This window comes from Glycomyces sp. MUSA5-2, assembly GCF_037034145.1.
Classification (GTDB): domain Bacteria; phylum Actinomycetota; class Actinomycetes; order Mycobacteriales; family Micromonosporaceae; genus Glycomyces; species Glycomyces artemisiae.
In genome coordinates this window covers 372,908-384,689 of record NZ_JBAGKG010000002.1, presented here as the reverse complement: position 1 = coordinate 384,689, position 11,782 = coordinate 372,908, and the positions used below count along the sequence as shown (strand labels likewise).

Annotated in this window: 12 protein-coding genes and 1 other RNA gene; 4 read left to right on the top strand and 9 right to left on the bottom strand. The window is 70.0% G+C overall.

What is annotated here, in order from left to right; all coding sequences use genetic code 11:
- Nucleotides 1–10 precede the first annotated feature (10 nt).
- On the bottom strand, nucleotides 11–1,363 hold the full coding sequence (glnA, locus tag WA640_RS07450) for a type I glutamate--ammonia ligase (RefSeq protein WP_106366482.1): 1,353 nt from the start codon (nucleotides 1,361–1,363) through the stop codon (nucleotides 11–13).
- 108 nt (nucleotides 1,364–1,471) lie between these two features.
- On the opposite strand from glnA, the gene WA640_RS07445 reads away from it, so the two are divergent.
- Nucleotides 1,472–2,176: an MOSC domain-containing protein gene (locus tag WA640_RS07445; protein ID WP_335986921.1), complete on the top strand. Its 705-nt coding sequence runs from the start codon at nucleotides 1,472–1,474 to the stop codon at nucleotides 2,174–2,176.
- Between the two features lie 148 nt (nucleotides 2,177–2,324).
- Here the strand turns inward: WA640_RS07445 and WA640_RS07440 are convergent, their stop codons facing one another.
- From WA640_RS07440 to WA640_RS07425, 4 genes are all read right to left on the bottom strand, one after another.
- Complete coding sequence (locus WA640_RS07440; RefSeq protein WP_335986920.1) at nucleotides 2,325–3,008, bottom strand: HAD family hydrolase; 684 nt, start codon at nucleotides 3,006–3,008, stop codon at nucleotides 2,325–2,327.
- 93 nt (nucleotides 3,009–3,101) lie between these two features.
- Nucleotides 3,102–3,965: a 3-methyl-2-oxobutanoate hydroxymethyltransferase gene (panB, locus tag WA640_RS07435; RefSeq protein WP_335986919.1), complete on the bottom strand. Its 864-nt coding sequence runs from the start codon at nucleotides 3,963–3,965 to the stop codon at nucleotides 3,102–3,104.
- Between the two features lie 144 nt (nucleotides 3,966–4,109).
- Nucleotides 4,110–5,858, bottom strand: a complete 1,749-nt coding sequence (locus tag WA640_RS07430) for an NAD+ synthase (protein WP_335986917.1) — start codon at nucleotides 5,856–5,858, stop codon at nucleotides 4,110–4,112.
- Between the two features lie 59 nt (nucleotides 5,859–5,917).
- A complete protein-coding gene (locus WA640_RS07425) occupies nucleotides 5,918–6,679 on the bottom strand; it encodes a sulfite exporter TauE/SafE family protein (protein WP_335986916.1) in 762 nt (253 codons plus the stop codon).
- Nucleotides 6,680–6,710: 31 nt separating this feature from the next.
- On the opposite strand from WA640_RS07425, the gene rnpB reads away from it, so the two are divergent.
- An RNA gene (gene rnpB, locus WA640_RS07420) (RNase P RNA component class A) lies at nucleotides 6,711–7,097 on the top strand.
- A gap of 6 nt (nucleotides 7,098–7,103) precedes the next feature.
- Here the strand turns inward: rnpB and WA640_RS07415 are convergent.
- The 3 genes from WA640_RS07415 to ctaC all read right to left on the bottom strand — a co-directional run bounded on the left by WA640_RS07415 (nucleotide 7,104) and on the right by ctaC (nucleotide 9,095).
- Nucleotides 7,104–7,652, bottom strand: a complete 549-nt coding sequence (locus WA640_RS07415) for an NUDIX hydrolase (RefSeq protein WP_335986915.1) — start codon at nucleotides 7,650–7,652, stop codon at nucleotides 7,104–7,106.
- Nucleotides 7,653–7,717: 65 nt separating this feature from the next.
- Nucleotides 7,718–8,164 carry a cytochrome c oxidase subunit 4 gene (locus WA640_RS07410; RefSeq protein ID WP_335986913.1) on the bottom strand — a complete coding sequence of 149 codons (447 nt, stop codon included), beginning with the start codon at nucleotides 8,162–8,164 and terminating at the stop codon, nucleotides 7,718–7,720.
- A 10-nt stretch (nucleotides 8,165–8,174) separates the two neighbouring features.
- Nucleotides 8,175–9,095 carry an aa3-type cytochrome oxidase subunit II gene (ctaC, locus tag WA640_RS07405; RefSeq protein ID WP_335986911.1) on the bottom strand — a complete coding sequence of 307 codons (921 nt, stop codon included), beginning with the start codon at nucleotides 9,093–9,095 and terminating at the stop codon, nucleotides 8,175–8,177.
- Between the two features lie 133 nt (nucleotides 9,096–9,228).
- Here ctaC and WA640_RS07400 point away from each other — a divergent pair, with 133 nt between their 5' ends.
- Together WA640_RS07400 and WA640_RS07395 are read left to right on the top strand one after the other, a co-directional pair.
- Nucleotides 9,229–10,356 (top strand): cysteine desulfurase family protein, encoded by a 1,128-nt coding sequence (locus WA640_RS07400; protein ID WP_442904711.1) that lies wholly within the window; start codon nucleotides 9,229–9,231, stop codon nucleotides 10,354–10,356.
- A gap of 157 nt (nucleotides 10,357–10,513) precedes the next feature.
- Nucleotides 10,514–11,116 (top strand): superoxide dismutase, encoded by a 603-nt coding sequence (locus WA640_RS07395; RefSeq protein ID WP_106364818.1) that lies wholly within the window; start codon nucleotides 10,514–10,516, stop codon nucleotides 11,114–11,116.
- A 61-nt stretch (nucleotides 11,117–11,177) separates the two neighbouring features.
- On the opposite strand, the gene WA640_RS07390 is transcribed toward WA640_RS07395, so the two are convergent.
- Nucleotides 11,178–11,753: a hypothetical protein gene (locus WA640_RS07390; RefSeq protein ID WP_335986907.1), complete on the bottom strand. Its 576-nt coding sequence runs from the start codon at nucleotides 11,751–11,753 to the stop codon at nucleotides 11,178–11,180.
- Nucleotides 11,754–11,782 lie beyond the last annotated feature (29 nt).

The following is an 11,782-nucleotide window of genomic DNA, read 5'->3' as shown; positions in this document are numbered from 1 at the left end:
TGCTAAACCGTCACAGATTGATGTAGCGCTTCCGCTCGAAGGCGGTCACCTGGGTGCGGTAGTCCTCCCACTCCTGGCGCTTGTTCTTCAGGAAGTAGTCGAAGACGTGCTCGCCCAGGACTTCGGCGACGAGCTCGGAGGACTCCATCTTGTCGAGGGCCTCGACGAGGTTGCCGGGGAGGGGCTGGTAGCCGGCGGCGACGCGTTCGGCGCTGGTTAGCGCGGAGACGTCGTCCTCGGTGCCCGCGGGCAGCTCGTAGCCCTCTTCGATGCCCTTGAGGCCGGCGCCGAGGAGGACGGCGTAGGCGAGGTACGGGTTCGTCGCGGAGTCGAGGGAGCGGATCTCGACGCGGGCCGAGTTCGGCTTGCCGTAGACGGGGACGCGCACGAGCGCGGACCGGTTGGCCTTGCCCCAGGAGACGTACGAGGGCGCCTCGGAGATCTGGCCGGGCTGGGCGCTGGAGTAGAGGCGCTTGTAGGAGTTGACCCACTGGTTGGTGATCGCGGTGAACTCGGGCGCGTGGCGCAGGAGCCCGGCGATGAAGGCCTTGGCGGTCTTGGAGAGCCGCTGCTCGTCGCCCGGGTCGTGGAAGGCGTTGTCCTCGCCCTCGAAGAGCGACAGGTGCGAGTGCATGCCGGAGCCGGGCTGCGTGTTGTACGGCTTGGGCATGAAGGACGCGGTGACGCCGTTGGTCATCGCGACTTCCTTGACGATGTGCCGGAACGTCATGATGTTGTCGGCGGTGGTCAGCGCGTCGGCGTAGCGCAGGTCGATCTCCTGCTGGCCGGGGGCGACCTCGTGGTGGGAGAACTCGACGGAGATGCCGACCCGCTCCAGAGCGAGGATGGCCTGGCGGCGGAAGTCGCGGGCCACGGAGTGGGTGGTGTGGTCGAAGTAGCCGCCGTCGTCGACGGGCTCGGGCTTCGCGCCGGTCTCCGGGAAGATGTCCTTGAACAGGAAGAACTCGATCTCGGGGTGCACGTAGAACGTGAACCCGCGGTCGGCGGCCTTCGAGAGGGCCCGGCGCAGCACGTGGCGCGGGTCGGCCCAGGAGGGGGCGCCCTCGGGCGTGAGGATGTCGCAGAACATGCGCGCGGACTCGCCGATGCCGCGGCCCTCGAACGGGAAGACCTGGAACGTGGTCGGGTCGGGCATGGCGACCATGTCGGACTCGTACACGCGGGCGAAGCCCTCGATGGCGGAGCCGTCGAAGCCGATGCCCTCCTCGAACGCGGACTCCAGCTCGGCCGGCGCCACGCTCACGGACTTGAGCGTGCCGAGGACGTCCGTGAACCACAGCCGCACGAAGCGGATGTCGCGTTCTTCGAGCGTGCGAAGCACGAACTCCTTCTGCCGTTCCATGGCTGGTCTCCTCTGGTCCTGGGGCGGCAATTGTCTCACCTGATTATGTCCTCGAAGTTAACCCGTCCAGGCCGACTCCAAAACGTGAGAGGAGGTACATTCGGGAGCGTGTTCGCAGGTGAGATCCAGAAATTGTGGCGTTATCCGGTCAAGGGGCTCAGGGGGGAGCCCTTGACGTCGGCGGTGGTCGACGCGGCCGGGATGGCGGGCGACCGGCGCCTCGGCGTGTACGAGCCCGGCACGGACAAGGCGGTGTGGGGCGGCAGCCACCCGAAGATGATGGGGTGGGAGGCCGCGTTCCCGGCGCAGTGCGGCACCGCCGACTCGTCGGCGGGCGACCCGGTGCTCTACGAGGCGGGCGGCGCGGCCTGGGGCCTCGACGACGCGGGCCTGCCCGCGCGCCTGGCCGAGACGATCGACGCGAAGAAGGGCGTCGAGATCCGGCCGGTCAAGGGCAGCGGGGAGCGCATCCTCGTGGTCTTCGAGGCGAGCCTGAAGGCGCTGAGCGAGCGGATGGGCCGCGAGATCGAGGCGGCGCGGTTCCGCCCGAACGTGATCGCCTCGGCCGACCTGGAGCCCTTCGCCGAGTACAAGATCCCGATCGGCACGCCGATCCGCTTGGGCGACAACGAGTTCGTGCTCCACAAGCCGTGCGAGCGGTGCGTCCTGCCGAGCTGGACCCCCGACGGGTCCAACGAGCGGGACAAGGAGCTGCACCGCGCGATCATCAACGAGCTGGACAACCACTTCGGGCTGTACCTGAAGACCCCTGAGCGCGCGATCATCCGCGTGGGCGACAAGATCGCCGCCTGAAATCCCCCCCGTGAAGACGTAGGACGCCCTGAGCCGGGGATCGGTCGGCTCAGGGCGCAACCCCAGCATAAACGCCGGGTGCGACATGCTGGGTTCACGAGCCCGTGACGCGCGTGACCCTCACGTGCACGCGCTCGACTCCAGCGGCTCAGCGGCCTTCGGTCGCCCAGCGGTGGATGAACGGGTACAGGTCCTCCACGGAGCGTCCGGTGGCGGTCGCGCGCGGCCACGGGCGGCCGTAGTGGTCGATGTAGGCGGTCGGGCAGCCGCGGTCGGCGGCGGGGGCGAGGTCGTTGACGGGGATGTCGCCGACGCTGAGGATCTGCTCGGGCTTGCGGTCCTCCAGCAGGTCGTCGAGCATCCGCTCCAGGCCCACGGGCTTGGCGGCGTCGCCGACGACGGAGTCGAAGAGGCCGTCGAGGCCGAGCCGGTCGAGCACGGGTTCGAGGGTCGCCTCGGGCGCGTTGGTCACGAGGCGGATCTCGACCGAGCGCGGCAGGCTGAAGATGAACTCCGCGAAGCGCACGGGCCCCCAGACCTTGAACTCGCCCGCGGCCATGCGCTCCCGGGTGGCCTCGTACGCGGCGGCGCGGACCGCGTCGGGGACGCCGTACTCGCCCGCGAGGCGGCGCACGGCGTTGTCGGCGTCGTAGGCGTCGAATGTGGACGCGGTGGTGGGCTTGCCCGCGACGAACGCGGCGTGGGCGGCGAGGAAGGCGCGTTCGTCCTCGGGTTCGAGTTCGGCCGCGACGAGGCGGGCGTAATGGGTGGCGTGCTCGGAGCCGAGCCGCACGGTGCCGTCGTAGTCGAAGAGCAGGATGGCGTCGTTCACGTACGGAAACGCTACGCGATGCCCAAGTGGAACCCCTAGGGCCGGGCGCGGATGCGAGTCGCAAGCTTCGTCACACGCGCCCGGCGGGGACTCCTATTCGAAGCCGTGCTCCTTCGCGGGGAACTCGCCCGCGCGGACCTCGTCGGCGTAGGCCTTCACGGCGTCCTGGAGGACGGTGGCGAGGTCGGCGTAGCGCTTGACGAAGCGCGGCGGCTTGCCGCGCCGCAGCCCGGCCATGTCCTGCCACACGAGGACCTGCGCGTCGGTCTCGGACCCGGCGCCGATGCCCACGGTCGGGATCGGGAGCTGCTTGGTGATCTCGGCGGCGACCGAGGAGGTCACCATCTCCAGGACCACCGCGAACGCCCCGGCCTCGGCGACGGCGTGCGCGTCGGCCTCGATCTCCGCGGCCTGGGCGTCGCGGCCCTGGACGCGGTAGCCGCCGAGCGTGTGCTCGCTCTGCGGCGTGAACCCGATGTGCCCCATGACGGGGATGCCCGCGCCGGTGAGGGCCCGGATCTGCGCGGCCATGCGGCGCCCGCCTTCGAGCTTGACGGCGTGCGCGCCGGCCTTCATGAACCTGACGGCGGTCTCCAGGGCCTGCGCGGGCCCGGCTTCATAGGAGCCGAACGGCAGGTCGGCGACGATCAGGGTGCGGTGGGTCGAGCGGGCGACGGCCGCGACCAGCGGCAGCAGCTCCTCGACCGATACCTGGAGGGTGGTCTCGTAGCCGTAGACGTTGTTCGCGGCGGAGTCGCCGATGAGCAGCGCCGGGATGCCGGCCTCGTCGAAGAGGGCGGCCGTGTACTGGTCGTAGGACGTGAGCATCGCCCACTTCTCACCGCGCTCCTTGGCTTCGATGAGGTGGCGGGTGCGGACCCGCTTGACGGTCTTGCCCGGCCCGTACAGGCTCGGGATCTCGTCGGGTGCAGGTGCTTCGTTGACAGATGACGACATCGTCGTGCTCCAGAATCTCCTCGTGGCCGGCTCGCCGGTCCCCGGGTGGTTACTGGACAAAACTAACGCTCATCGATATCTATGTCACGCTTCCGCAATGCCGATGTGACAAATCACCCCGGGGCGGGGCCCCGGGGTGATCGGCTACTTCCCTCGGAAGCGATTGGTGATCGGCAGGCGCCGGTCCCGCCCGAAGGACTTCACGGTGATCTTCGTGCCCGGCGCCGACTGGCGCCGCTTGTACTCGGCGCGGTCGACCAGGCCGGCGATCCGCTCGACCACGTCGGCCGGGTAGCCCTGCTCGATCAGGTCCTCGCGCCCGGCGTCGCCGTCCACGTACCCGGCGAGGACGCCGTCGAGGACCTCGTAGTCGGGCAGCGAGTCGGAGTCCTTCTGGTCCGGCCGCAGCTCCGCGCTCGGGGGCTTGAGGATCGTGTTCTCCGGGATCGGCTCGGTCTCGCCGAGGCTGCGGGCCTTCTCATTGCGCCAGGTCGCGAGCTCGTAGACGAGGGTCTTGTAGACGTCCTTGATCGGCGCGAACCCGCCGACGGCGTCGCCGTAGATCGTCGAGTACCCCACGGCGTACTCGCTCTTGTTGCCCGGCGCGAGCACCAGGTGCCCGTGCTGGTTCGACAGGGCCATGAGCAGCGTGCCGCGCACGCGCGCCTGGAGGTTCTCCACGGCGAGCCCCGAGAGCGCGATCTGCGAGACGTACGCGTCGACCATCGGCTGGATCGGCTCCACCGAGTAGTGCAGGCCGCAGCGCTCGGCCAGGTCGGCGGCGTCGTCCACCGAGTGCTGCGACGAGTACTGACTCGGCATCGCCACGACGTGGACCTTGTCGGCGCCGATCGCGTCTCGCGCCAGGACCGCGGTGAGCGCGGAGTCGATGCCGCCGGAGAGCCCGAAGACCACCGACTTGAACCCGTTCTTGCGCACGTAGTCGCCCAGGCCCAGGCGCAGGGCCTCCCAGATCTCCTCCAGGCGGTCGAGCTCGGGCGCGAACGGCGGCTCGATGCGGGTCTCGACCGCGGCTGGTTCCTCGGAGAGGACGTGCAGCACGGTGCTCATCTCGGTCGCGGAGTGGTTCGCGAGGTCGCCTTCGCCCGCGGCCGCCAGTTCGAGGTCGGCGACCAGCAGTTCGGAGCCGAAGCGGCGGCCCGAGGCGAGGAGCTTCCCGTCGGCGGCGGTGATGAACGAGCCGCCGTCGAAGACCAGCTCGTCCTGGCCGCCCACGATGTTCAGGTACGCGATCGGCGCCCCGGCCTCGGCGGCGCGCTGCTCCACGAGCGCGCGGCGCCGCTCCTGCTTGCCCTGCTCGTACGGGGAGGCGTTCACGTTGACCACCAGGCCCGCGCGGGCCTGCGCCGCGGCGGTGATCGGGACCCCGCCCCACACGTCCTCGCAGATGGTGAAGGCCACGTCGACGCCGCCGATGCGCGCGAGGTGCAGTTCGTGGCCGGGCACGAAGTACCGCTCCTCGTCGAAGACGCCGTAGTTAGGGAAGTGACGCTTGTAGTAGCGGAACAGGACCTTGCCGTCCTGGATCAGCGCCAGCGCATTGCGGATGCCGCGCCCGCCGACCGCGCCGATGTTCGCGGGCACGGACCCGTCGGCGTCCAGGTATCCGACGGCGACGGGCAGCGCGCCGTTCCCGTCGGCGGCGATCTCCTCGGCGAGGCGCGCGAGGCGCTCGCGGCTGGCCTCCACGAAGGAGTGGCGCAGGGCGAGGTCCTCGACCGGGTAGCCGGTGAGGGACTGCTCGCCGGTGGCGAGCAGGTGCGCGCCCGCGGCGGTGGCCGCGGTCGCCGCGCTGCGGATGAGTTCGGCGTTGCGGTCGAGGTCGCCCACGACGGGGTTGTCCTGGGCGAGGGCGATACGAAGCGTCGGCATGCGCCTATTCTTCCGCGCTTCCGTGCCTTACGTCATGTGACTTGCGCGAAGTCCAGTTTTTAGGAGAGCGAGCGGTAGACGAGGATGCCGGAGAGCACGAGCCCGTAGACGACGATCGCGATGCGCAGCGGCCGTTCGGGGATGCGCTGGAAGACGCGGGCGCCGATGTAGCCGCCGATGAACGTGGCGGGCACGAGGACGGCGATGGCGAGCCAGTCGACGTCGGCCCAGATGCCGTACATGACGCTGGTGACGACGCCGACGATCGTGGTGCAGAAGTTCTTGAGCGCGCCCACCTTCGCGAGCTTCTCGGAGACGCTCATGGCGATGACGGCCATGAGGATGAGGCCGAGCGCGGCGTTGAAGTAGGAGCCGTAGAGGCATCCGGCGAAGACCCCGGCGTGCAGGGCGAGGGCGTGGGGCTGGCGGCCGCCGTTGAGGGCGGTGACCTTGCGGTTGATCCACGGGCCGACCGCCATGAGGACCGTGGCGGCGAGGACCAGGTAGGGGACGATCGCCTCGAAGACCGAGTGCGGGGTGTTCAGCAGCAGGAGCGCGCCGCACACGGAGGCCGCGAGGGCGGTGGGGATGAGCAGGAGCGCGCGGCGCTTCTGGGGGCGGAGGTTCTCGCGGGAGCCGACGGCCGCGGCGGCGTAGGCGGGGGCGACGGCGATGCCGTTGGTGGCGTTGGCCTGGAGCGCGGGCACGCCGACGGCCATCAGCGTGGGGTAGGTGATGAGCGACCCGCCTCCGGCGACGGCGTTGAGCCCGCCGCCGAGGAGGCCCGCGGCCACCAGCAGGGAGACCTGGAGCAGATTCATGGCCGGGTCAGCGTACGCTTGACCGCTGGAACGAGATGGCCAGGCGGCCGCGGCAGTGACGGGAGACCATTGCTGTCGAGGAACGTCCGGACTCCTCAGGGCAGGGTGGTTGCTAACGGCAACCCGGGGCGACCCGCGGGACAGTGCCACAGAGAACAGACCGCCAGTGTTCGCGCTGGTAAGGGTGAAACGGTGGTGTAAGAGACCACCAGCGCCGCCGGTGACGGCGGCGGCTCGGTAAACCCCACCCGGAGCAAGGTCAAGAGGCGCCGCGAGGCGCTGCGTGAAGGTTCGAGGGCGGCCCGCCCGAGCCCGTCAGGGCACCTTCACGGGTAGACCGCGCGAGTGCATCGGCGACGGTGCACCAAGATGGATGGCCGCTCAACGACAGAATCCGGCGTACCGGCCATCTCGTTCCACCTGTTCAAGCCGAGGCCGGGGGTTCCTCTGCCGGGTCGCCTTCGGCGAGGGGGCCGAGTCCGTAGTGGGACAGGAGCTTCGCGGTCGCGCGGGTCATCTCGGGGAGGTCGTGGGCGGGGTGCCACCCGGCGTCCCAGACTTCATGGCCGTCGACGATGACCTCGGTGGTCTCGGGGTCGCGGACGAGGCGGAAGACGTTGTCGACCCAGCGGCCGTCGGTGTGGACCACGGCGTTGGGCTTCGCGGGGACAAGCTCGTCGAGGTCGGCTTCGATGCCGGTCTCCTCGCACAGTTCGCGGCGGGCGCCTTCGATCGGCTGCTCGCGGCGGTTGAGGAGGCCCGCGGGGAGGGACCAGCGCTTCCCGGGGGGCTGCTTGAGCATCAGGAGACGTGTGCGGTCTTCGTCCATGACGAGGACGACGGAGCCGAGCGTGTACGTGGGCGTCGCGATCCGCACGATCCGGCGGCGCACCGGGTGCGGGAGGCTGTAGAAGACCGTGCCCACGAAGCGCCGCAGCAGAGGCGCTTTCCGGCGCCGCACAGAGGGAGTCACGCCCACACCCTACAGACGCGCGGAAGGCCCGGAGCGTGGCGCTCCGGGCCTTCAATGCACTGCTGCTACTGCGGGCCGAGCTTGCGCGTGCCCGTGTAGTACTCGTAGGTCAGGCCGCCGACGGCGAACAGGACCGCGACGATCCCGGCGGTGATGAGCCACGGGAGCCAGAAGACGAGGCCGAGGCCGGTGAGGACCGCGGCGAGCGCCAGGCCCAGGGGCCAGTAGGAGCCGGGGCTGAAGAAGCCGACCTCGCCCGCGACGTCGGAGATCTCGCCGTCGGGGCGGTCCTCCGGGCGCGGGTCGATGCGGCGGGAGATCACCCAGAACACGAGCCAGACCATGCCGGTCAGGAGGCCCGAGAAGATGAGTGCGATGGTGCCGACCCATTCGACCTGGCCGGGGTGGCCGTAGGCGGGGTTGTCGTTGAGGTGGGTCCAGTAGCCGTATCCGGCCGCGAAGATGAACATCGTGACGGCCACGATCGCGAACAGCTTGTTCTCGGTCTTCATCGCTGGTCCCCTAGCTCGCTTCGCCCGAGGCCGGGTCGGTGTTGAACGGGTGCGTGGTGGTCGCGTACGGGTCCTGGCCGATGAGCTCCAGCGCCTCGGGGGTGGTCATCCCCTCGACGCGGGCGCTCACGAAGGTCTCGTAGTCCTCGGGGGAGACCACGCGCATCTCGAAGTTCATGAAGGCGTGGTAGGCGCCGCAGAGCTCGGCGCAGCGGCCCACGAAGGTGCCCTCGGAGTTGAAGTCGACCTCCCAGCGGGTGGTCTGCGCTTCGCTGCCGGGGATGAGGTCGCGCTTGAAGAGCAGGTCGGGGACCCAGAAGGAGTGGATGACGTCCTCGGCGTTGCCGACGAAGCGCACGTCGTCCTCGTTGGGGACCACGATGATCGGGATGTAGTCCGAGTCGCCGGTCTCGGTGACGGGCTGGCCGTCGGCGCCGGTGAGGGGCTCGCAGTTCTCATCGGTGTAGGTGAACTGCCAGTTCCACTTGAACGCCGTGACCTCGGTGCAGGCCTGCGGCTGCTCGCTCAGCTCGGTGACGTTGTCCTGGACGACGACCGTGTAGTAGAAGAGGATGCCGATGAGCACGAACGGCAGGGCCGTGAAGGTGAGCTCGGCGGGGAGGTTGTACTTCGTCTGGCGGGGCAGCTCGGTGTCGCTGTCCTTCTTCTTGTAGGCGGCGACGCACCAGAAGATCAGGCCCCACACGATGACGCCGACCGCGAGGGCCGCGATCGTCGAGCCGATCCAGAGGTCGAACATCTGCTCGGACTGCGTGGTGGGGCGGGTCCGCGGCCAGCCGAAGTAGAAGGCGTCGTCAAGGCTGCACCCCGCGAGGACGATTGGGAGCAGCGCGGCGATCCCGGTGAGACCTATCGCGCGGCGGGCTCGGCCGCGACGTTCTCGGGACGGTGTTCCGACCACCTGTCTCATGCCTTTCTCAGCGCTCGGCTCCGGGCGTCCGCCGCCGGGCAGGCGACATGGCACGGACTTGACGGCAAGAGCCTACTGCTTGGCTCGTGAAGCGGGGCGCAAGGGGTTGGGTTCGGGGACGCGCGTCTTCTAGATTGGAACGGTGACCGAGACCTACTTCGACGGCGCGACCGCCCAGCCGCCCCATCCGGCGGCCCGCGACGCCTATGCTGCGGCTTTGTCGGAGGGCTGGGCGGGGCCCGGACGTCTGTACACATTGGGCCGCCGGTCCCGGATGCTGCTGGAGGCGGCCCGCCAGTCGGCGGCGGCCTCGCTCGGCGTGAGTGCTGATGAGGTCACTTTCACATCGAGCGGGACACAGGCCGTGCACGCCGGGGTACTCGGCGTCATCGCGGCCCGCAGCACCCCCGGCCCGCTCGTCCACAGCGCGGTCGAGCACTCGGCGGTGCTGCACGCGGCGCAATGGCACCAAGCGCGCGGGGGCACCGTGGCGGTGGTCCCGGTGGACCGGCTCGGGCGGGTCGATCCCGATCCCCTCGCCGCGGTCGAGGGGGACGCGTCGGTGCTCGCCGTGCAGTCGGCGAACCACGAGGTGGGGACCCGGCAGCCGATCGCGGAGATCGCGGCCAACGCCGGGGACGTGCCGTTCGTGGTCGACGCGGCCGCGAGTCTGCCGTGGGAGCCGGTGCCCGAGGGCTGGTCGGTGCTGGCCGCGAGCGCGCGGAAGTGGGGCGGTCTGTCGGGGGCGGGGATCCTGGTGGTGCGCAGCGGGGTGCGCTGGCGCAACCCGTTCCCCGGGGAGGACTCGTCGATCCGGGAGGCGATCGGCGAGGTGGACGTGGCGGCGGCGGTGGCCGCGGCGGCGTCGCTGCGGGCGGTCGTCGCCGAGCGCGAGGAGCTGTCGGCGCGGATGCGCGTGCTCACGGACCGGATCCGGGAGCACATCGCCGAGACGGTCCCGGAGGTCGAGCTGCCGGGCGACCCGGTGGACCGGCTGCCGCACATCGTCACGTTCTCGTGCCTGGGGGTGGACGGCGAGGTGCTGCTGACGGAGCTGAACCGGGCCGGGTTCGCGGTGTCGTCGGGATCGGCGTGCGCGTCGACGCGGCTGCGGCCCTCGCACGTGCTCCAGGCGATGGGGGTGCTGTCGCACGGGAACGTGCGGGTGTCGCTGCACCGGGAGACGACCGAGGCCGAGGTGGAGCGGTTCCTGGAGGTCCTGCCGGGGATCGTGGAATCGATCCGGCGCCTCGCAAGGTGACTGCGCCTCAGAACGACTGCGCCTCAGAACGACTGCGACTTAAGTCCTAAGACGACCGGGATCACGGGGCGACCCGTGCGGCTTTCTATTGCAAACAACTTGCAGTTGTGAAACGGTGGCAACAGTGTTCGAACTGCCGCGATAGAGAGAGGCGACGATGACCGTCTACACGCTTCCGGACCTGCCCTACGACTACGGCTCGCTGGAGCCGCACATCAACGGCTACATCCTCGAACTGCACCACGACAAACACCACGCGGCGTACGTCAAGGGCGCCAACGACACCCTGGAGCGCATCGAGGAGGCGCGCGACAAGGGCGACTTCACGTCGATCGTGGGCCTTGAGAAGACCCTCGCGTTCAACGTCTCCGGACACGTGCTGCATTCCCTGTATTGGGAGAACATGAGCCCCGACGGCGGGGACCGCCCCGAGGGCGACCTCGCCGACGCCATCAACGAGTACTTCGGGTCGTTCGAAGGCTTCCACGGGCAGCTCTCGGCGGCGACGACGCTCGTGCAGGGCTCCGGCTGGGGCGTGCTGTCGTACGAGCCGACTTCCAAGCGGCTCATCGTGGAGCAGGTCTACGACCACCACGGGAACGTCGCACAGACCTCGGTGCCGCTGCTCGCGTTCGACGCGTGGGAGCACGCGTACTACCTCCAGTACAAGAACGTGCGCCCCGACTTCGTCAAAGCCATGTGGGAGGTCGTGAACTGGCGCGACGTGGCCGCGCGCTACGAGGCGGCCAAGGCCGCGTAAGTCCGTTCGGTCTCCGGGCCGCGTCCGCTCACCCCCGTGGCGGCCGCGACCCGGTCCCGTCTCAGAAGGTGAGGTCGGCTTCGTCCTCGGCGCGGGCCCGCAGGCGCTCTGCGGCGAGGAGGACGGCGATGAGCGGGAGGCCCGCGGCGGCAGCCAGGAGCGGGAGCTGGTCGGCGGGGCCGAACCAGGACGGGGCGGCGTCCTTGAGGAGCGCGGTCAGCTCGTAGCTCGCCCAGTCGCCGAGCGGGAGGTCGCCCGCGACCTTCGCGATGCCGAACCAGGCGATGATCGCAGTGCCCGCGGCACTGAGGCCCACGGTTGCATGGACCGACCACTGGGGACCGAAGCGGATCGCGACCGCCAAGGCGGCGAACAGGACCGCGACGGCGAGGTAGGCGACCGCGGAGTCGGTGAACCGGAACCGGACGATCTCGTCGAGGTGCAGGAGGTAGACCTCCACGAAGTCGTCGCCGCGGGCCCGGAGGGCCTCGGCGGCCCCCGCGCGGGCCTCGGCCGCGGCGATCCACACCGCGACCGCGCACACCAGCGAGACGACCGCCACCGCCGCCGTCGTCAGGAAGGCCGCCCGCGAACGGCGCGGGGCGGGGTCCGGGAGCCCGGTCAGCGGTCGGAACATGGGAGTCTCCGATCATCGAGTGATATTCC